Raw genomic sequence first — 19,931 nt, forward strand, 5'->3', positions numbered from 1 at the left:
CTCGGACGAACCCGATTCGGAAAAGAAACCGCGACTACCCGAGAATCTTGAAGTACAGCCAGCGCCACCCGACGAGGGCGACGAGGCCGGCGACGATGATGACGACGGCGAACACCAGTTCGACGCCGCCCTCGAATATCGCCGTCCACCGCAGGATGAGGCCGACGAGCGCCGCCGGAATCCACCCGCGAATCGCCAGCGCGATGGCCGATTTCGCCGTCTCCGCCGCGCCCGCCGAGTACGCGCCGATGAGCGTCCCGCAGACGGCCCAGCCGAGGAGGAACGGGACCATCGTCAGAATCCACCCCGCGGGGTTCGTCGAGAGGTACTCCACGCCGTTGTGGTTCACCACGCCGTAGGTCAACACGAGCGCCAACGCGACGAAGTCCCCCACCGCGAGGGGCAACGCGTCCGAGTCAACCCGTTCGTCGAGGAACGAACTGTTCGAGGTTCCCATGTCCGTTGGATTCGGACCGTCCTACATGACTCTCCCGTTTCGGTGTCGGTTCGCGCGAGCGAGGGGTTCGCGGCGCGGCCGCTCCTGTCAGCGGGGTAAGTATTACGGCGCCCGTCTCCGTACGGTCGGGTATGAACGTTCCGCGAAACGTCGGCGGGTGGGACCGCATCGCTAGGGGCGTGCTGGGAATCTGGCTGTCGGTCGTCGCCGTCGCCGCCTCCCTCGACGAGAAGCCGACGACCGCGACCATCGCCGCCGTCGCGGGCGCCGGTCTGCTCCAGAACGCCGCGACGGGCTTTTGCGGCTGTAACGCCCTGTTCGGCATCGACACGACGCGCGACGGCGAGTAGCGCTACGCGTCCATCGTTTCTGCGCGCCCGACGACGACGTACTCGAACCCCTCCGAGACGATTCTCGCGTCCAGTCCGACCCGCTCCAGCAGGGCGCACAGTTCCGCCGGCGTCCAGAACTCGGAGTCGAAGCCGACGGCGCGTTCGGCGAGGACGAGGCCGCGCCCCCGGAGCGTCCGCGGGCCGAACTCCTGCACGACGACGACCCCGCCGGGGGCGACGACGCGGGCCGCCTCCCGCAGACTCCGTTCGGGGTCCGGGAGGTGGTGGAGGGCGTCCACCACGACGACGGCGTCGACACCGCCGTCGCGGAACGGCAGCGACCCGGCGTCCGCGCGGACGACCGGGTGGCCATCGGCCCGCGCCCGCGCCAGCATCCCCCGCGAGAAGTCGACAACCACGGGGTCGAACCCGCCGCGATCCAGCGCTCGCGACGCGCGACCGGTGCCGCCAGCCACGTCCAGCACGCGCGCGACGTCCCGCCGGGCGAACGCGAGGCCGGCGCGCAGAGCGTCGGCGTCCGCGGAGGGCATCAGACGGTCGTAGAGCGAGGCGACGCGGTCGAAAAAGCGCACGTCGCCCCGGCCGTGGAGGCTCGCCATACCGACACCTGCGGTTCGGAGGTGAATAAGAGTCACCGACGCACTCAACCCCGCGGCCCCCCTCGTTCACCCATGGAGTTCGTCGTCCTCGGATGGGCGGACGACGAACCGACGCTCCGTCTGGACTACCGTCGGTTCGCCTACGCCGGGAAGTTCGTCATGTCGAACACGGGGAAGGCCGTCGTCGTCGACCGGTGGGACCCGATGGCCGCCCCCTCCGACGAGTACGACTCGGCGGTGGCCGCCGCGGCGGCGTTCAACGAGGACCGGACGGACGAGTCGACGCTGTGGATTCGCTACGTCACCGTCCGCTCGGACCGCAAGCGGCGGGGACTGGGACCGCGGCTCTGCGCGTTCGTCACCGACGCGGGCCGCGGCGCGGGCTACGAGCGGATTCGAATCGCCGTCAACAACCCGTTCGCCTACGAGGCGCTTCACAAGGCCGGGTTCGCGTGGACCGGCGAGACGTCCGGACTCGCCGAACTCGTGCTCGAACGGCCGGCCGACGCGCCCGCGGCGCGTCTGCGGGAGACGTACCAGGCGGGGTTGGACAGCTATCGAGAGAGGGACCTCACCGACCCCGAGACGGCCTTCCTCGCCGCGCGGGAGGGGTCGGACCCGCCAGCCCTCCTCGACGGCGTCGGAGACGACACGGCAGACGCGGGACGTTAAAGCGCCCCGCGACCCAAGCGAGCGGTAATGGGCAACGCAGACCTGCGGACCTTGGCGTCCCTCTCCGACGTGTCGTTCGACGACGTGGCCGGGAGCGTCGTCGCCGTTGACGCGCACAACTGGCTGTACCGGTATCTGACGACGACGGTCAAGTTCACCCCCGACGACGTCTACACCACCGCCGACGGCGAGGAGGTGGCGAACCTCGTCGGCATCGTGCAGGGGCTTCCCAAGTTCTTCGAGCACGACCTCGTTCCGATATTCGTCTTCGACGGCGGCGTTACGGAGTTGAAGGACGCCGAGGTGTCCGAGCGCCGCGCGCGACGCGAGAAGGCCGAGGAGCTGAAACGCGAGGCCGAGGAGCGCGGCGACGCCCTCGCCGCCTCGCGGTTGGAGGCGCGAACGCAGCGCCTGACCGAAACGATTCAGACGACGAGCCGCGAACTGCTCGAACTGCTGGACGTGCCCGTCGTCGAGGCGCCCGCGGAGGGGGAGGCGCAGGCGTCGCACATGGCCAAGCGGGGCGACGCCGACTACGTCGGCAGCGAGGACTACGACACCCTGCTGTTCGGCGCGCCGTACACGCTCAGACAACTCACCTCGAAGGGCGACCCCGAGTTGATGGACCTCGACGCGACGCTCTCGGACCTCGACGTGACTCACGAACAACTCGTCGACATCGCCATCCTCTGCGGCACCGACTTCAACGACGGTCTCTCCGGCGTCGGTCCGAAGACGGCGCTGAAGGAGGTGAAGGCGCACGGCGACCTGTGGGCCGTCCTCGACGCGCGCGACGCGTACATCGACAACGCGGACCGGGTACGCGAACTGTTCTTCGACCCGCCCGTCACCGACGACTACGCGTTCGACACGGACGTCTCGCCGGACGTCGAGGCGGCCCGCGCCTTCGTCACCGAGGAGTGGGGAATCCCCGCCGAGAAGGTCGAACGCGGGTTCGAGCGCATCGAGGAGTCCGTCGTCCAGACCGGACTCGACCAGTGGACCTGACCGGCCGACGGTGCGGACCGCGGGACCGCGCCTCCGTACCACTCGCCGACCGAGTCGTCGCTGAAGTGCGCCTTTGAGTCACCGATACAGGTAACACCCCCGACACCGTCAGAACTGACAATGAGACGACGTTCGCTCCTCGTCGGGGTCGCCACCGCGTTGTCGGGGTGCGCCGCCGCGCGGGACGCCGCGGACCGCATCCCCTTCACCGGCGCCTCCTCGACGAACGAGTCGACGGTCGTCGAGGCGGACGAGGGCGCACTCGGTGTGGATGGAACGGCCGAAGGCGGGTCCGGACGTGCCCGCGCCGACCTCCCCCCGCCGAGCGTGGGAACCGTCTCGCAGTTCGACCCCGCGGACGTCTTCGAGCGCGTATCGGTCGGCGCGGCGGAACAGTACCACCACCGCGTCGTCGTCTGGAACGCCGCCCCCGAGGAGCGGGAACTGACGGTCCGCCTCAGCGACGCCGACGACGACCGGACCGTCCTCGACGTCGAGACGGACTTTCCGGCGTACCAGGCGTTCGAGGTGCGCCTGTTCGACCCGGCCGACTACGTCCTCGCCGTCGCGGCCGACGGGGAGGGGGGGCGTCGCCTCGGCGTCCCGCGGTCGTTTATCGACTGCGACGGGTCGGAGACGGTCGTCGCGGTCCGACCGGGCGGCGGCGTCGACGCCGCGGTGCGGTCGACGACGGTGCTGTGCGACTTCGGCGGGTAAGGAGTAAAAGGAGAGTCCGAGGTCCGACTCAGGCGCACGCCTCGACGGCCTCGCAGAACAGCGACGCGCCGAGTTCGATTTCGCGTTCGGTCACGTCCAACGGCGGCAGGATTCGAATCACGTCGTAGCCGCAGGCGAGGGTGAGAAGGCCCTTCTGGAGGCAGGCCTCCTGGACGTCGTTCCGACGCTCTTTCGAGTCGAACTGGACCGCGAGCAGTAGCCCCTTGCCGCGCACGTCGGTGACGGGTGCGAGGTCGGCGTCGCGCACGAACTCCTGGAACTGACGGCCGCGTTCGACGGCGTTGGCCATCAGGTCGTAGTCGCGAATCGCGTCGATAGTGAGCGCTCCCTGCAGCGAGGAGATGATGTCGCCGGCGCCCCACGTCGAGGAGATGCGCGCCTTCTCCTCGGGGAACACGTCCCGGCGGGAGACGGTCGCCCCCACCCGAAGCGCCTTCGCGGAGGAGATGACGTCGGGTTCGATGGCGTAGTGGTCCGACCCCCACATCTTCCCCGTCCGACCCACGCCCGTCTGAATCTCGTCGGCGACGAGCGTGATGTCGTGCTCCGAACAGAGCGCCGCCACCTCGTCCATGAACGCCTCCGAGGGGATGCGGTAGCCCCCCTCGCCCTGAATCGGTTCGAGGACGACGAACGCCACGTCGTCGGAGTGGACGTTCCCCCGGTCGGGGTCGAGTTTCTGCCGAAGACGCGAGACGCCGGAGTCGTCGGGGAAGAAGCCGCAGTCGCAGGTGTCGGCCGTGCAGGCGCGCGAATCGCAGTACGGGATATCGACGATACCCGATAGCTCGGGGAAGTCGCGGCGGTAGACCGACTTCGAGCGGTTCAGCGAGAGGGCGCCGAGCGTCCGGCCGTGGAACGCGCCCTCGAAGGTGACGCCGTACTTCGCGCCGCCCGACTCGTCGTAGGCTATCTTGATGGCGTTCTCCACCGCCTCCGCGCCGGAGTTCGAGAGGAAGACGGTGTCCATGCCGTAGTGCTCGGTCGCCTCGACCAGTCGCTCCATCAGGCCGGCCGGGCCGGGGAACCGCTCCTCGCCGGGTCGCTGACCGTCGGAGACGTAGAAGTCCTGCCCCGCTATCTTCAGGGGGTCGACGAGGTCGAACTCGCGGAGGCGGTCGAGTATCTTCGGGTTGTTGTAGCCGAGGGGGGCGGCGGCGACGTGACTCGTGAAATCGAGGAGGACGTTGCCGTCCACGTCGGTACAGAACGGTCCCTCCGCGTCGGCGGAGACGTCCCAGACGAAGTCGTAGACGTAGGTGCTGGGGGCGGCGTTCGAGCGGTGGTACTCGACCCACTCGCGCGCCTTCTCGCCGGGGAGGGTGTCGACTCGTGGCGTGGCCGTCTCTCGGTCCATGACCGCCCTACGGCAACCTCCACGATAAGAAGTTCGCTCGGGGGTGACGTACACCGAATCTCACAGGACGCCCAGGGCGACGAACGCGCCGGTGAGGGCGCCGACGCCGACGAGGAGCGCCGCCGACCAGAGCGCGACCGCGCGGGTGAACTGCCGGGGACCGGCCAGCGAGAGCAGCACCTTCACGACGACGCTCGACGCCGTCGCGAGGAGTATTGCGAGCGTGGCGGCCGTCGAGTCGATGCTCCCCCCGCGGTACAGCAGGATGGCCGTCGTCGTCGCGCCCGCCGAGGAGACGAACCCCGAGACGAACGAACTGACGTAGAGGCCGAGCGTCCCCAACTCGCTCTCCGCGACGGTGCCGGCGACGAGGATGGCGAGGAAGACGGCGCCGAACGTGAGCGCGTTCCGCAGCGAGAACGGACTCTCCAAGGGGATGTCCACCTGCTCGCTCCAGTCGGCGGCGAACCACGCCGCGACGACGCTCCCGACGACGAGACAGCCGAGGGGGAGCGCCACCCCCAGCAGCGCCCGGTTGGTGGCGGTGAACGTCAGCGCGATGACGAGGTTGCGGACGGCCATCGCCGCGTCGGCGAGGAGGACGGCGGCGACGCCGTAGCGGTAGGCGTCGGGATGCTGGCGGACGTGGTCGAGCATCGTCCCGACGACGGCCGACGAGGAGGCGAGGCCGCCGAAAAAGCCCGTGACGGCGATGCCGCGGCCGCCGTACTGCTGGACGATGACGTAGTTGACGATGCCGATGCCGGCGACGGTGACGACCATGAGCCACGCCACCCGCGGGTCGTCGATAGTGACCCCGTAAACGGTGTAGGACTCCGCCGGCAGGATGGGGTAGGCGACGAACGCGAGGATGGCGAACTCGGTCATCGAGCGGAGTTCCTGTCGGTCCAGTCGGCCCGCCAGTCCGTGGAGTTCGCGCTTCAGCACCAACAGCAGCGACGAGACGACGGCCACACTGACGCCCTGCAGGGCGTAGCCGAGTGCGACGAGGACTCCCACGCCGTAGGCCGCCATGAGCGACATCGAGGTGGTGAGAGAGAGGCCGGTTCCGTCCTCGCCGAGCAGGCCGCTGACGGCGAGCAGCACCCCCTGCACGATGACGAGCACCCCTCCGATGGCGAGCAGCGAGACGCCGAGGTCCGACTCGACGGCGACGAGCGTGAACACCGCGCCGACGAGGCTCGTCAGGCTGAACGTCCGAATCCCCGCGGACTTCTCGGACCACTCGCGCTCCAACCCGAGGAACATCCCGAGGAGGGCCGCCAGCACGAGGCGGACGACGTCGTTCGACAGCGGCGCGGACAGTAGACCGCCGGACTGCAGAGCGAGAGCTGGGAGAGACGACATTGAGTGCCCGTTCGTGGGGCGACGGCTTTAGTTCCGTCGTAGCCCCCGCCGAAACACGTTAGAATTCACGACAGACTTTTGCCGTCCGGGGGTCCGTTCTCAGGTATGTCCCTCCTCGATATGAACCGCGCCCGGTTGGCGTGGTGGGCGGTCGGCGCCGTCCTCGCGGTTGCGCTCGCCTACGTCTTCTACTCGTTCGTCGGTACGTTCGTCTTCGGTATCTTCATCTACTACTCGACGCGCCCCATCTACCGCCGCCTGAACCGCCGCATCCGTCCGCCAAGTCTCGCGGCCGCCATCGCCCTGTTCGCCCTCGCGCTCCCGGCGTTGGCCCTCGTTACCTACGCGTTCGCCATCGTCGTCAACGAACTGGTCAAACTCACGAACAGCGGCGTCTTCGACCTCTCGCAGGTCCCCATCACGACCGAGCAACTCGCCCGCGTCACCGATTTGAGCGTGCTGCTGTCGTTCAACATCTCGGATATCACCGAGACGCAGATGTCGCAGATTCTCCGGTCGCTCGGCTCCGCGGCCGACACGCTCGCGTTCTTCGGCATCGGCGCCATCCACCTGTTCGTCATGATCGCGCTGGCGTTCTATCTGCTGCGCGACGACCACCGCTTCGCCCGCTGGTTTCGGACGCAGTTCGCGGACGACCGCGGGGTCATGGAGGCGTACGTCAGCGCCGTCGACCGCGACTTCCAGAACATCTTCTTCGGGAACATCCTCAACGCCGTCCTCACGGGCACCATCGGCGTCATCGCCTACTCGGCGCTGAACGCGGTGGCGCCGCCGGAAGTGGAGATTCCCGCGGCCGCCCTCGTCGGCCTCCTCGCGGGCGTCGCCAGTCTCATTCCCGTCGTCGGGATGAAACTCGTCTACGTCCCCGTCGCCGCCTACCTCCTCGCGGTGTCGTACTTCGCGGACCCCACTACGGTCTGGTTCGTCCTCCTCTTCGCCGCCGTCTCGTTCGTCGTCGTGGATACGATTCCGGACCTCGTCCTCAGACCGTACGTCACCGGGCGGAGCCTCCACGTCGGCGCGGTGATGATCGCGTACACGTTCGGCCCCCTGCTGTTCGGGTGGTACGGCATCTTCTTCGCGCCGATGATTCTGGTGCTCGTCGTCAACTTCGCGCGGTACGTCCTGCCGGAACTGGTGGTCGGGTCGCCGATTCGACCGTACGCCGTCGACCCCGCGGCCGAACGGGAGACCGAGGCCGACGACGCCGGACCGTCGGCGCCGACGGCGGCCGAATCCCTCGGCGGGTCCGAAGAGAGAGACGAAGCGGCAGAAACGGAGTCCGGGGTCGACGCGGCCGAATCGCCGGCCGAGGAGACTCCGCCGACGGAGACGGGCGTCTCGGGCCGTAGGAAGTCGGGGGCCGCGAACGAAGACGAGTCGACGCCCTCGTGAGGCGCTTACCGTTCGAGAAGAGCGTCGTTCAGACGCGGACGCCGTCGTACTCGACGTCGACGTAGTTCGCTTCCCACTCCTTGCGGGCCTTCAGTTCGCGGCGACCGCGGCGCGTCAGCGTGTAGAAGTTCGTCCGCCGGTCGCGCTGTCCCTTCTCGACGAGGCCTTTCTCGACGAGGGTGTCGAGGTTCGGGTAGAGCCGTCCGTGGTGGATCTCCTTCTCGTAGTACCCTTCGAGTTCATCCTTGATGGCGAGGCCGTGCGGTTCGTCGAGACCGGCGATAACGTACAGTAGGTCACGCTGAAATCCTGTCAAGTCGTACATCGGTACTTTCGATTAGATTCTTATCGTCTAGCTGGAATAAGTATATCGAAGCGGAACGACCGTCACCGCGCGTGTATACGCGGAATCCGGGCGTTCTGGCTGACAGTTTCGGTCGCCGCGCCGCCCGTACCCAGAGGCGGCGCCGAACCCGTCGCTTCGACGAGAAGAACCGACGGCGCACTCGCTGCAGAACGTGAGTATCGGAAAAGGAAGCAAGCCACGCGAAAATCGCGTGGATGCTTGCCGCCCTGAATTGGTCCCCGCTGACGCTTCGGCCCTCCAAAGCGAAGCGTCACCCGTATCTATCCGTTGGTATATATTAAAGATACCGGCACGTGTGAGGATTGCCCCTTGTCGTGAGCGCCCCCCTCACATGTGCTCTTCCTCGAGAACCCAGCCGAGCGCCCGTTTGTAATGTGTGAACAGTTCTCTGACTCCGGCGTGGCGCATCTCCTCGGAGTCCAACTCCTCGGCGAGGAACTCGTACTGCTCTCTGATCTCCTCTTCTGAGCGCATAGCGTCGATACGAGCCTCAGAGGCATGAAATTGGTGCGGGTGGTCGAACGTCGTCCGCCGCTGTCTGTCGTCGCCCGCGACCGACCGCGGCGTCGGGCTTTTGTCCCGGGACCGCGCACGTCCGCACATGGAGATTCGGGGTCGCCGGCGCTGTAAGTCCTGCGAGCACGAGTGGTCGTACTACGAGACGGGCGAAGTCGCCTGTCCGGCCTGCGGCAGCATGCGGAGCGTCGGCGTCGGCGAGCGAGCGAGCCACACCGACAGCGCCGAGGAACTGGACCTCACCGAACACCGCGCCGCGGCGGAGGCGGAGTCGATAGAAGCCGTCGCCGACGACCTGAAGTCCGACCTGCGGGCGTACCTCCGGGCGCGCGGGTTCATCAGCGGCGGCGAACTCCGCGACCCCGACGACACCTACCTCGCGGCGCGCGAACTGCTGCACGCGGTGGACGTGTACGTCCGTCGTCGCGACCCCGACGAGGCGCTGGAGTTGTACGTCGTCTCGCTCCTGAACGGCGCCGAACGCGGCGACCGCCCCGCTCCCGAGGCGGTCCCCGAAGCGATGACGGCCGCGCGCGGCCTCGCCTATGCGGAGTCGCTGAACGCGTTCCGGCGCGACTTCTCGACGTGGCTGAAAGGGGAGTCGCGCCCCGAGGCGCGGCGGACGCTCTCGACGCTCGGCGAGCACCTCAAGCGCGCCGAGGCCCTGCAGGGCGACGTGTCCGTCGAGCACTCGGAGGCGCTCGTCCGCGCCGCCCGCGAACTCGCGACCTACGCGAGGGAGGGCGACGAGTCGGCGCTGTCGACCGCGCGGGACCGACTGTCGCGCCTCGACTGAGAGAGAGCAACGCCTTTCGTTCCCGCCGCCCCTTCACCGCCGATGGCCGACCGATTCGACCAACACGCCGTCCGCCACCGGATGAAACTGCTCCGCGACGACGGCGACGTGACGCTGTACGAGAACCGCGACGGCGTGCCGTGTCCGGCCTGCGGCGACGTCTTCGACCGCCTCCTTCTCACCGAACGCGGAGCGCACTCCTTCGACGTGGGCGAGCACGCGACGTTCTGCGTCGCGCACGAGGACGAGCGGCTGGTGGTCTGTACGCACCGCTGAGAACGGGTGAGGAAGTGAGAGGCTCGGCTACGGCAGGTCGACGGCGACGCCCTCGGCGTCGCCCGCCGCCTTCACCGTGTTCCACAGCAGCATCGCGCGCGTCATCGGGCCGACGCCGCCGGGAACGGGCGTGATGGCGCCGGCTTTCTCCTTCGCCGACTCGTACTCGACGTCGCCGACGAGTTCGTAGCCCTTCTCGGTGTCCGTCTCGACGCGGTTGATGCCGACGTCTATCACGACGCAGCCCTCCGAGAGCATCTCGCCGTCTATCATCTCGGGGACGCCCGCGGCGGCGACGACGATGTCGGCGGCGCGCGTCTTCGCCGCGAGGTCTGCGGTGCGGGAGTGACACACCGTCACCGTCGCGTTGCCCGTCTCCGACTTCTGCAGGAGGAGGTTCGCCATCGGCTTGCCGACGATGTTCGACCGGCCGACGACGACGGCATCCGCCCCCTCGGTGTCGACGTCCGCCGAGGCGAGGAGCTTCTGGATGCCGTGGGGCGTGCAGGGTTTGTACCGGGGATGACCGGCGACGAGACGGCCCACGTTCTCGGGGTGGAAGCCGTCGACGTCCTTCGCGGGGTCGACCCGCCGGAGCACCTCTCGCTCGTCGACGTGGTCGGGGAGGGGCATCTGCACGAGGATGCCGTGGACCGACGGGTCGGCGTTCAGTTCGTCGATGGTGGCGTACAGTTCGTCGGCGGGCGCCTCGGGGTCTAGCTCGTAATCACGCGCCTCGATGCCCACCTCCTCGCAGTCGTTGTGCTTCATCGAGACGTACGTCTCGCTGGCGGGGTCGTCGCTCATCAGGACGGTGGCGAGACAGGGCGTCGCGCCCGCGTCGGCGAGCGAATCCATCGCGTCGGCGAGACCGGTGCGAACCTCGGCGGCCACGGCGTTGCCGTCGATGATATCCGTCATACCTCGAACGCCGCGGCCGCCGCACTTCAATGGTGCGGGTTCGTGTATACCTTGCACGAAGAGAATCGAACGATACGCACGAACGTGCTCAGTCTCCCGCTTTATCGGACCGGACGCGCTGTCAGGGACACGACGCCGCCAGTCGGTCGTTCGCGACGGGGTCGGTTCCCTGACGGAGGAGGACCGTCTCGCCGGACTCGACGTTCGCGAGGACGACGCTCCCGCCGTAGCCGTGCGTCCGGTCGTGTCCGCGCACGACGACGCAGGTAACCCCGCGGGGGACCGAGACGGTCGTCGACCGGGTGAACTCCCGCGTCCCGTGGGCGTGCGCGAGTTCGCGGCGGCCGAGTTCCTTGCCATCGAGGCCCTCGACGACCCAGCGGTCGGCGTACCCGTCCTCCCCATCGTCATCATGGATGAGCGTCACGTCGAAGCGGTACGCGCCGTCACCGGCCGCCTCGACGGTCACGCCGACGACGTTCGCCTCGCGCAGGTCGAGTTCGCCCTGTGGCGACGTCGCCGACGTCCTGGATTCGGTCGCGCCTCCCGTTCCGTTCGCCGTCGTCTCGTCTGTGGTCGTCGCGGTCGTCGTCTCCCTGTCCGTCGCCGTATCCGTCTCGCTGCCGACGCGGCCCGTCCCGCGGTCGGGACTCGGCGTCCCGCCGACCTGTCCGGGGTCGTCGTCGTCGGTCCCGACGTCGGGCGCGTCCGTGCACCCGGCGAGACCGGCGGTCGCGAGAGCGAACGCGGCGAGGAAGCGTCTCCGGGTGGACATGGTGGGAGGGTTACGCCGCGCGAGCAAAAGTCCGGCGCGACGCCGCGGACGAAGAGAGACGAAGCGAGCGGAGAGGGGACGAGCGGAGCGAGCGTCGTTCGCTCAGTCGTAGAGGGGGTGCTCCTCGCAGAGTTCGTGCACCCGGTCGGAGACGGCGTCGACCGCCTCCTCGTCGTCGTGGTCGTCGATGATGCGGACGATGAGTTCGCCCACCTCGCGGACGGCGTCCTGGTCGAACGCGCGCGTGGTCAGGCCGGCCGTGCCGGCGCGGATACCGCTGGGGTTGAACGCCGACCGGGTCTCGCCGGGGACGGTGTTGGCGTTGAGGACGATGCCCGCCTCTTCGAGGGCGGCCTCGACGTCCTTGCCGGTGGTGTCGGGGTGCGAAGGGCGCAGGTCGGCGAGGACGAGGTGGTTATCGGTGCCGCCGGAGACGACTTCGATGCCCTCCTCTTCGAACGTCTCGGCGAGCGTCCGCGCGTTCGCGACGGTCCGCTCGGCGTATTCCTCGAACTCCGGCTCTAAGGCCTCCTTGAAACCGACCGCCTTTCCGGCGATGTTGTGCATGAGGGGGCCGCCTTGTGCGCCGGGGAAGACGGCCTTGTCGACGGCGTCGGCGTGCTCCTCCGTGGTCATGATGATGCCGCCGCGACCCGCGCGGATGGTCTTGTGCGTCGACCCCGTCACGAAGTCCGCGACGCCGACCGGCGAGGGGTGGACGCCCGCGGCGACGAGGCCGGTGATGTGGGCGATGTCCGCGAGGTGGTAGGCGCCGACGTCGTCGGCCACGTCCTGAATCGTCTCCCACTCGACGACGCGCGGGTACGCGGAGTATCCGGAGACGATGATGTCCGGTTCGAACTCCTCGGCCTGGTCCGCGAGGGCCTCGTAGTCGATGTAGCCGGTGTCGGGGTCGACGTGGTACTGCTCGACCTCGTACGTCTGGCCCGTGAAGTTCGCGGGGTGGCCGTGACTCAGGTGGCCGCCGTGGCTGAGTTCGAGGGAGAGAATCTTGTCGCCGGGGTCGAGCATCGCGAGGTAGACGCCCATGTTGGCCTGCGTGCCCGAATGCGGTTGGACGTTGACGTGCTCGGCACCCCACAGTTCCTTCGCGCGGTCGACCGCGAGTCGCTCGACTTCGTCGGCGTACTCACAGCCCGCGTAGTAGCGAGAGCCGGGGTAGCCCTCCGCGTACTTGTTCGTGAGGGCGCTCCCCTGCGCCTGCAGGACGGCCTCGCTCACGTGGTTCTCGCTCGCGATCATCGCCAGCGTGTCCCGCTGTCGTTCTACTTCGCCCTCCAGCGCGTCGGCGACCGCGGGGTCGACGCCGCGGACGTGGCTGTGGTCCATGTTGGAACCGGCGTCCGTGCTCCCAATAAATGTGTTCACTTTGGCAGTCCCGGCCGGCGTCTCTGTGCACGCTCGTGCGCACGCCCCCGACGCGTTGGCCACAACACTCAAGTGGGCAGAGAGGCGTCTTAGCCGCTCGCTCGGGGGATTTCGGCGATAGACATAAACCTATCAAACCCCGCTTTCGAGTGTACCTGATGGTCAAGGTGAAGGCGACCGACGCCGGGGTCCAAGCGGTGGGTCCCGGCACCGCTTCTGCGGTCGTCGCCGCCGAGGGGTGGGCGGCGAGCGACCCACAGCACGACCTCCCGCGGGCCGCCGTCGACGCGGCGGGCGGCGAGGCGACCGCACTCAGACTCCCGCCCGGGCTGTTGCGACTCCAGCGCGTCGACTCGGGGGCGGAGCAGGAGCCGACGGCACCCGCAGAGGGCACCGTGCAACTTCCGGACGCACCCCACCTCCTCCGCGTCGAGGGTGCGGCCGTCGTCTTCGTCCGCTTCGACGGCGCCGCGACGCTGACCGACGCCGGCGGCGCGCCCGTCCTCTCGTTTTCGGAGCGACGAGCCGTCACCGTCGGCGTCGGCGACCGCTCCGAGCGACCGGAGACGGTCACCGTTCCTCGGTCGCCGGAGGGAGTCGCGACGGCGCTGTCGGCGATGCCCGCCGGCCACCTGACCGCGACGCCCGACCGGTCGCTCCCCGAGATGCGGGCGCCCCCGCCGCGCATCGAGTACGGCGACGAACAGTCGATTCCGGACAGCGTCGACGCCCGCCGGCCGGAACCCTCGGTCGTCCTCGAACTGCCGCCCAGCCTTGACTACCTCGTCCCGGCGGCCTCGCTCGTCCACTACCTCGGCGCCGACGTGCGAATCGCCGACGACGAGGACGCGTGGCCGACGCTCCGAACGGCCAACCTCGAACGCGAGTTCGACCCGAACCCCGGCTACCAGTCGGAGGTCGCGCGCATCCTCCGCCGAGCGTTCCTCTTGGACTGTCTCGTCCGCGGGGCGGGGCCGAACGGCCGGGACGTCGCCGAGACCGACCTCCTCTCGGAGGTGAACCTCGACGCCGAGTCGCTGTACCGAGCGGACGCCGGCACCCGACTGAAGGCCTACCTCGACGCGCCGTTCGAGGAGATATCGAACCGACTGCCCGACTGGCACCTGTCGATGTACGTCTCCTCGACGTACGACCGCGTCCGAACGCTCCCGTACCTGCTGCCGAACGTCCCGAACGTGTTCCTCCCCGAGGCGAACCCGCTCGGAACCGACGAACGCCTCTCGCGGTCGCTAGATGATTTCTACCGCGCCGGCGGTCCCGACGACGCCGAGAGGCAACGCGCTCAGTCGGGCGACGTCCCCGAGGTGAATCCGGTAAAACCCGTCCTCGGGGCCGGGCGCGTCCACGGTTGGTTGGCCGAGGGAGTCCCTATCGACGTGTTCAAATCGGTGCCGGAGGCGTACGAGCACCGCTCGCGGTACCCCGAGGACCCCCAGTCGCTGTCGGTGGTCGCCGTCCTCAACGACAAGCGGATGATAGACGAGTACAACGACGCGGCGGAGATATACGAGTCCGGTCCGGCGGGGTTGGATATCGAGGTGGAGGTGAAGGAGCGGACCACCCGGGCGGAACTCACCGAGGTGTTCGAGTCCGCCCACGACTTGGTTCACTACATCGGCCACTGCGACGAGTCCGGTCTCCGGTGCGTCGACGGCAACCTCGCTATCGAGAACATCGAGGAGTCGAACGTCGAGACGTTCTTCCTCAACGCCTGTGGCTCCTACTACGAGGGGCTCGAACTCGTCGAGAAAGGCAGCGTCGCGGGCGCGGTGACGTTCGACAAGGTGCTGGACGGCCACGCCGCCCGCGTCGGCACGACGTTCGTCCGCCTGCTCATCAACGGCTTCAGCCTCGAACGTGCGCTGGCGCTCGCCCGCCGCCGCATCATCATGGGAAAAGATTACAGCGTCGTCGGCGACGGGACGCACGTGCTCACGGAACCGGGCATTCCCGCGCCCGCGGTGGCGACCGTCGGCGAGAACGACGACGGGACCTACCGCCTGAAGTACGACACGAACTCCCCGCGCGTCGCCGGGGACATCTACGCCCCGCCGTTCCCCGAGACCGAACGCTCGCATCTGCTCGGCACCTCACATCGCACGGACCTCGCCGCGTCGGACCTCTTGGACTTCCTCGACCGAACCGACATCCCCGTCATCTACGACGGCGACATCCACTGGTCGGGGGACCTCTACCGGACCCTGGCCTGATTTCGGTCCGCGCGGGCGACACTGACCCCGACCGTCGCCGGCCCGACGGAGACGCCTCCGAAGCGGACGGGGGCAGTTGATTCCGTCCACTACTTCGACTGATACAGACGAGCCGAGAGTTTATTCAATGAAATCAATCTGGTATTAATTCTGAGACGATATCCGGAATTCCTTCGCATACGGGTTGATATAAGTCGCTACCTCGTGATTCTGATAGTCGGCTTGCGTTAATATTAAATATTCTCGCAGTCATATTCTAAAGCATGACTATCAGCTCGAATATGCTCACAGAGGGGGTCGAGGACATCCTTCGAACGGTTCTCGACTCGGGCACGGGTGAGGTACTAGTGGTCGATCCGACGCGGGACGTCATCGACACGCTGGTCGCCGTCGCCTCCGAATACGACGACGACCTTCCGGAGACGAAGTTGGTCGCCGACGAGGCGATACTGAAGGAGGTCATGGACGACTTCATCGTCGCGAGCAACGCGGCCGACCTCGTCGAGGGGGGGTCGCTGTCGATGCGGACCTCCGGCGACCGAGCGGAGAACGCCCTCCTCATCACCGAGGAAGCCGTCGTCTCCCTCGTCACCGCCGGCGACCACGTCGCCGGTCTGGTGACGACCGACGAGGAGTTCGTCGAGGCCGCCCGCGGCACCTACACCACCATGTGGGAGGAGGCGCCGGAGTACAAACTCCGAACCCCGCCCATCACGCGGGTGCGCGCCAGCCTCGAACAGGAGATCAGTCCGAACGCCAAGACGGACTTCGACGCCGTCCTCTCGTCGCTGCAGACGGCGCGCGGCGACGGCGACGGCCTCGACGAGGTGACCATCAGCCTCCTCGTCGCCGCGAAGAACGAGGTGCTGCTCTACGACATCTCGAAGTGGGGCGAGGACGTCGGCATCGCCTCGAAGGCGACGTTCTCCCGAACGAAGACCAAACTCGAAGAGATGGGTCTCATCGACACCGAGAAGGTTCCCATCGACGTCGGTCGGCCGCGCCTCCGCCTCAAACTCGGCGACGACCGACTCGTCAACTCCGGCCCCGACCAACTCGCGGGCGTCGCGCAGAGCCTCCTGACGTAGGTCGGGCGTCCGCCCGTTCGCACGCGCCGACCCGCGGCGCGCCACCGCCCCGTATCCCCTCGATTTTTCCCCCGTTCTCTCGTTCTCCTCACCGTGACAACGCACGACATCGCACTCGTCGGGAGCGGTCCGGCCGCCGAGGCGGTCCGGGCGGCCCTCGCGGACTGCGACGCCGCCGCGACGGAGACGACGCCCGACGGCGTCGACGGCGAGAGCGCCCTCGCGGTGGTCGTCGCCCCCGCCGGCGCCGACGCGCCGCGGACCGTCGACGGGAGCGCAGACCACCTCGTCGTCGTCGAACTCGGCGGCGTCGGCGGCGTTCCCGTGCCCGCCCTCGACGCCGCCGTCTCCGTCTTCTCCGGGGAGACGCGCTACGCCGACCTGCGGACGAGGGTCGCCGCCACGACGGAGGCAGAGGGGTCGCCCTCCGGCGACCGGAGCGCGGTCCGGTTCGCGGGCGCCCTCGCGGGCCGCCGGGCCGTCGCCCTCCTGACCGGTGACGAGTCCGTCGCGGGGACCGTCGCGGAGGTGGCCGGCACCGGCGTCGCCGCCGAGCGACCCGTCCTCCCCATCCCCGACCCGACCGACCGGGACCGGGAGGTCGGACGCGAGTATCGGGACGTCTCCGTCGACGACGCCCTCGCCCGGGCCGAACGCGCCCTCGACGACCGGACGGGCCTCGTCGCGCAGGTGGGCGAGCGCGAATCGTTCCCCGTCCCGTACTATCTCGCCCAGACGACGGACACGCGCGGATTCAGCGACGCCCGGGCGGCCGAGTTCGCCGCCGGCGTCGACGCCGACTGGGACGCCTCGTTCATGAAGGCGCTGGGGGAGGCGCTCGAACGCTACTGCGCCGGCGTCTATCGGTCCTCGGAGTTCACCGTCGCCCCCGAACGAACCCGCGCCCGACCCGTCTCACCGTCGCGGTTCGTCCGTCCCGAGAGCTACCGGGCGCCCGACTCCGAGGAGCCGATTCCCTGGGTCGACGGCGAACACCTCGCCACCGGCGACGACGTCTCCGTGCCCGCCGAGTTCGTCCACCACCCGCCGCCGGACGCGCGGCACAAACCGCCCATCACGACGGGGTTGGGTCTGGGTAACTCCGGCGCCGAGGCGCTGTTGTCGGGGCTCTACGAGGTGCTGGAGCGCGACGCGACGATGCTGTCGTGGTACTCCTCGTTCGACCCGCTGGCGCTGGACGTCGACGACGAGGGATACCGTAGACTCGCCAAGCGCGCCCGCGCGGAGGACCTGACGGCGACGGCGCTGTTGGTCACGCAGGACGTCGACGTGCCCGTCGTCGCCGCGGCGGTGCACCGGGAGGGCGAGTGGCCGCGGTTCGCGGCGGGGTCCGACGCGTCGCTCGACCCGGCGGACGCCGCGCGGTCGGCCCTCGCGGAGGCGCTCCAGAACTGGATGGAACTCAGGGCGATGGGGCCCGAGCAGTCGGCCGCCGAGGAGGGGGCGATAGGCGAGTACGCCGACTTCCCGGCGGCGGCCCGGCGCTTCGTGGACGCGGGAACGGCGGTGCCCGCCGAGAGCGTCGCCCCCGACGAGGTGCCGACCGGGGAAGGCGAACTCGCGGCCGTCCTCGAACGCGTCGGCGACGCCGGACTCGACGCTTACGCCGTCCGGACGACCACGGAGGACGTGGCCGGACTCGGGTTCGAGGCCGTCCGCGTGCTGATACCCGAGGCGCAACCGCTGTTCCAAGGCGACCCGTTCTTCGGAGAGCGAGCGGAGGCGGTGCCGGCGGAACTGGGGTTCCGGGCGGAGTTGGACCGGCCGTACCACCCGTTCCCCTGAGCGGCAACCCGCGCGGGTACGGTCCGACCGGTCGTCGGACGTTTGATAGGGGGTAGGAATGGGGAAAATTTCGGTATCGGGAGACGGACGGTCGGCCGCGCCCGCGGCGGACGCGGCGGACCGAGAGTCGCTCCCGCCGAGCGGGAAGTCGTGGGGTGTGGTCAGGTGAAGGCTTCCCGCCACTCGGTCGTGGGGGACGGAGACTAAAATGCGTGACGATGAGTGGTGTAATTTGAACGCCCTCTGATGTAAATTACTCACGCGGCGATGCGGAGACGTTGGTCGCTCCGGGCAGTGGCGCCGTCCGGAGTATTCGTCTTAAATGTCCGATTCCCGACACAGTGTACCGAGACTGAGAAAAGTACTTTGTGGCGACGAACTCTCGGATGAATGAGGGGAGATATGCAAGAGAATAGCACGCCTGCGCTCCGGGCCCCCGTCGCGGAGTGTACCCACTGTGGCGAGGAGAAGGCGCACGAAGTGTCGATTTCGATACGAGAAGAGACGACTCGAGACGACGTCCGCGGGGAGAACGAGAAGTTCTCCCGGCGACCGCACGTGGTGTATCGGTGCCCCGACTGCGGCCGTTCGACGGCGGAGAAGGTCGAGTAAGTCCGCCGCCGCGGCCCGCTCTCTTTCAGACGCCGAACGTCGCGCGGAGCATGTCGCGCGTCCCCGGTCCGAGGCCGACGGCGAGGACGGCGACGAGGAGCAGCATCGTGTAGCGGGGGCTCTCCTCGAAGATGCCCTCCTCGAACACCCAGACGACGAACGTCGCGGCGACGAGTTTCACGAGGAGGAACGGCCAGGCGTCGCCCGTGACGGCGAGGACGGAGGCGGGAAGCGTGCTCGCCGTGAAGTCGACGACGAACTGGTTGACCGGGTGTTTGGGAACGAGGTTCGGTCCCGCGCCGAGCGCCGTCATCCAGTCGAGGCCGACGACGTTGGCCACGCCGTCGACGGCGTGCCCCCAGATGATGACGAAGCCGATGGTCTCGGTGCCCGAGTTTATCTCCGGCGCGAACCGCTCGATGAGCCACCACGTCGCCCCGGCGGCGAGCGTCGCGCCGACGAGCATCACCACGAGCACCTGCGGGTAGAACTCCACGCCCTCGGCGCCCGAGACGGCCAGCCAGAGCAGGTAGCCGAGGGTGACGGCGAGGACGACGACGCCGATGCCGAACAGCGGTCGCTCGTACTTGGGTACCGTCCCCGTCCGTTCGAGGGCGACGGCGACGACGACGGCGGCGAGGGTGATGAGAAACACCGTGAAGTAGATGATTGGACTGATGACGAGCGCGTTCCACGGGTAGGAGATGAGCGCCTCCGTCGCCCCCGGCGTGTCGTTCGCGTCCTCGACGACGCGGAGGGCGCCCCCGAAGAACATGAACGGCAGGAGGGCGTAGAAGAAACTCCGCCGCCGGCCGATGTCGAGACGGCGCATGAGGAAGACGACGCCCGTCAGGGCGAACAGCAGCGTCAGCATGTACCCCACCTCGGAGACGAGCGTGTAGCCCGGGTAGGCGACGGGTTCGGCCGCCGCGGCGCAGGCGCTGGCGCTGTTCAGGTACTCGGTGACGCCGCCGGAGCGGACGGCGCAGACCGCCGAGTTGGCGTCGGCCTGCACCGGCCCCCAGAAGTAGTGCCAGAGGAATCGGTCGTAGACGAGTTCGGGGAAGGCGATAGAGCCGCCGACGAGGACGACGAGGGCGACGAGCGCTGCGCCGCCCCACAGTCGTTCGGGGTCCACGCCGACGCGCTCTGCAACCGTAGCCATACCCGAATCCCCGGCGTGAGG

At 68.5% G+C, this 19,931-nt stretch carries 21 protein-coding genes; 11 read left to right on the forward strand and 10 right to left on the reverse strand.

The features are described 5' to 3' along the window. Positions 1 to 34: 34 nt before the first annotated feature. Positions 35 to 457 carry a DUF3054 domain-containing protein gene (locus NDI76_RS10220; RefSeq protein WP_310923976.1) on the reverse strand — a complete coding sequence of 141 codons (423 nt, stop codon included), beginning with the start codon at positions 455 to 457 and terminating at the stop codon, positions 35 to 37. A gap of 131 nt (positions 458 to 588) precedes the next feature. Between NDI76_RS10220 and NDI76_RS10225 the strand changes: the two genes are divergently transcribed. Further along, positions 589 to 807 (forward strand): YgaP family membrane protein, encoded by a 219-nt coding sequence (locus NDI76_RS10225; protein ID WP_310923977.1) that lies wholly within the window; start codon positions 589 to 591, stop codon positions 805 to 807. A gap of 2 nt (positions 808 to 809) precedes the next feature. Here the strand turns inward: NDI76_RS10225 and NDI76_RS10230 are convergent, their stop codons facing one another. After that, positions 810 to 1,409, reverse strand: a complete 600-nt coding sequence (locus NDI76_RS10230; RefSeq protein ID WP_310923978.1) for a class I SAM-dependent methyltransferase — start codon at positions 1,407 to 1,409, stop codon at positions 810 to 812. Positions 1,410 to 1,481: 72 nt separating this feature from the next. On the opposite strand from NDI76_RS10230, the gene NDI76_RS10235 reads away from it, so the two are divergent. The 3 genes from NDI76_RS10235 (at position 1,482) to NDI76_RS10245 (ending at position 3,806) form a co-directional block, all read left to right on the forward strand. After that, positions 1,482 to 2,081, forward strand: a complete 600-nt coding sequence (locus tag NDI76_RS10235) for a GNAT family N-acetyltransferase (RefSeq protein ID WP_310923979.1) — start codon at positions 1,482 to 1,484, stop codon at positions 2,079 to 2,081. A gap of 27 nt (positions 2,082 to 2,108) precedes the next feature. Continuing rightward, on the forward strand, positions 2,109 to 3,089 hold the full coding sequence (fen, locus tag NDI76_RS10240; protein ID WP_310923980.1) for a flap endonuclease-1: 981 nt from the start codon (positions 2,109 to 2,111) through the stop codon (positions 3,087 to 3,089). A gap of 120 nt (positions 3,090 to 3,209) precedes the next feature. Next, positions 3,210 to 3,806: a hypothetical protein gene (locus NDI76_RS10245; protein ID WP_310923981.1), complete on the forward strand. Its 597-nt coding sequence runs from the start codon at positions 3,210 to 3,212 to the stop codon at positions 3,804 to 3,806. A gap of 28 nt (positions 3,807 to 3,834) precedes the next feature. Here NDI76_RS10245 and NDI76_RS10250 read toward each other — a convergent pair whose 3' ends face one another. Both NDI76_RS10250 and NDI76_RS10255 read right to left on the reverse strand, forming a co-directional pair. Beyond that, positions 3,835 to 5,184, reverse strand: coding sequence for a class-III pyridoxal-phosphate-dependent aminotransferase (locus NDI76_RS10250; protein WP_310923982.1), 1,350 nt, complete (start codon positions 5,182 to 5,184; stop codon positions 3,835 to 3,837). Between the two features lie 60 nt (positions 5,185 to 5,244). After that, positions 5,245 to 6,552 carry an MgtC/SapB family protein gene (locus NDI76_RS10255; RefSeq protein WP_310923983.1) on the reverse strand — a complete coding sequence of 436 codons (1,308 nt, stop codon included), beginning with the start codon at positions 6,550 to 6,552 and terminating at the stop codon, positions 5,245 to 5,247. A 105-nt stretch (positions 6,553 to 6,657) separates the two neighbouring features. On the opposite strand from NDI76_RS10255, the gene NDI76_RS10260 reads away from it, so the two are divergent. Then, complete coding sequence (locus NDI76_RS10260) at positions 6,658 to 7,968, forward strand: AI-2E family transporter (RefSeq protein WP_310923984.1); 1,311 nt, start codon at positions 6,658 to 6,660, stop codon at positions 7,966 to 7,968. A gap of 28 nt (positions 7,969 to 7,996) precedes the next feature. Here NDI76_RS10260 and NDI76_RS10265 read toward each other — a convergent pair whose 3' ends face one another. Then, positions 7,997 to 8,293, reverse strand: a complete 297-nt coding sequence (locus NDI76_RS10265; RefSeq protein WP_310923985.1) for a PadR family transcriptional regulator — start codon at positions 8,291 to 8,293, stop codon at positions 7,997 to 7,999. Positions 8,294 to 8,662: 369 nt separating this feature from the next. After that, the gene (locus tag NDI76_RS10270) at positions 8,663 to 8,809 is read right to left on the reverse strand and encodes a hypothetical protein (RefSeq protein WP_310923986.1); all 147 of its coding nucleotides are present in this window, start codon (positions 8,807 to 8,809) and stop codon (positions 8,663 to 8,665) included. Between the two features lie 127 nt (positions 8,810 to 8,936). Here NDI76_RS10270 and NDI76_RS10275 point away from each other — a divergent pair, with 127 nt between their 5' ends. Continuing rightward, positions 8,937 to 9,647, forward strand: coding sequence for a DUF7117 family protein (locus tag NDI76_RS10275; RefSeq protein ID WP_310923987.1), 711 nt, complete (start codon positions 8,937 to 8,939; stop codon positions 9,645 to 9,647). 42 nt (positions 9,648 to 9,689) lie between these two features. After that, positions 9,690 to 9,923 (forward strand): DUF7385 family protein, encoded by a 234-nt coding sequence (locus NDI76_RS10280; RefSeq protein ID WP_310923988.1) that lies wholly within the window; start codon positions 9,690 to 9,692, stop codon positions 9,921 to 9,923. A 27-nt stretch (positions 9,924 to 9,950) separates the two neighbouring features. Here the strand turns inward: NDI76_RS10280 and NDI76_RS10285 are convergent, their stop codons facing one another. From NDI76_RS10285 to glyA, 3 genes are all read right to left on the reverse strand, one after another. Further along, on the reverse strand, positions 9,951 to 10,844 hold the full coding sequence (locus tag NDI76_RS10285) for a bifunctional methylenetetrahydrofolate dehydrogenase/methenyltetrahydrofolate cyclohydrolase (RefSeq protein ID WP_310923989.1): 894 nt from the start codon (positions 10,842 to 10,844) through the stop codon (positions 9,951 to 9,953). A gap of 121 nt (positions 10,845 to 10,965) precedes the next feature. Next, a complete protein-coding gene (locus tag NDI76_RS10290) occupies positions 10,966 to 11,619 on the reverse strand; it encodes a hypothetical protein (protein ID WP_310923990.1) in 654 nt (217 codons plus the stop codon). A 102-nt stretch (positions 11,620 to 11,721) separates the two neighbouring features. Next, positions 11,722 to 12,969 carry a serine hydroxymethyltransferase gene (gene glyA, locus NDI76_RS10295; protein ID WP_310923991.1) on the reverse strand — a complete coding sequence of 416 codons (1,248 nt, stop codon included), beginning with the start codon at positions 12,967 to 12,969 and terminating at the stop codon, positions 11,722 to 11,724. A gap of 197 nt (positions 12,970 to 13,166) precedes the next feature. Between glyA and NDI76_RS10300 the strand changes: the two genes are divergently transcribed. The 4 genes from NDI76_RS10300 to NDI76_RS10315 all read left to right on the forward strand — a co-directional run bounded on the left by NDI76_RS10300 (position 13,167) and on the right by NDI76_RS10315 (position 18,745). Continuing rightward, entirely contained in the window at positions 13,167 to 15,239 is a 2,073-nt protein-coding gene (locus NDI76_RS10300) for a hypothetical protein (protein WP_310923992.1), read from the forward strand. A 263-nt stretch (positions 15,240 to 15,502) separates the two neighbouring features. Then, a complete protein-coding gene (gene tbsP / locus NDI76_RS10305; RefSeq protein WP_310923993.1) occupies positions 15,503 to 16,327 on the forward strand; it encodes a transcriptional regulator TbsP in 825 nt (274 codons plus the stop codon). A 93-nt stretch (positions 16,328 to 16,420) separates the two neighbouring features. Further along, positions 16,421 to 18,133 (forward strand): YcaO-like family protein, encoded by a 1,713-nt coding sequence (locus NDI76_RS10310; RefSeq protein WP_310923994.1) that lies wholly within the window; start codon positions 16,421 to 16,423, stop codon positions 18,131 to 18,133. A 402-nt stretch (positions 18,134 to 18,535) separates the two neighbouring features. Then, entirely contained in the window at positions 18,536 to 18,745 is a 210-nt protein-coding gene (locus tag NDI76_RS10315) for a DUF7835 family putative zinc beta-ribbon protein (RefSeq protein ID WP_310923995.1), read from the forward strand. 25 nt (positions 18,746 to 18,770) lie between these two features. On the opposite strand, the gene NDI76_RS10320 is transcribed toward NDI76_RS10315, so the two are convergent. Next, positions 18,771 to 19,910 carry a DUF63 family protein gene (locus tag NDI76_RS10320; protein WP_310923996.1) on the reverse strand — a complete coding sequence of 380 codons (1,140 nt, stop codon included), beginning with the start codon at positions 19,908 to 19,910 and terminating at the stop codon, positions 18,771 to 18,773. Positions 19,911 to 19,931 lie beyond the last annotated feature (21 nt).

It is taken from the genome of Halogeometricum sp. S1BR25-6 (assembly GCF_031624495.1).
In the GTDB taxonomy this organism is placed as follows: domain Archaea; phylum Halobacteriota; class Halobacteria; order Halobacteriales; family Haloferacaceae; genus Halogeometricum; species Halogeometricum salsisoli.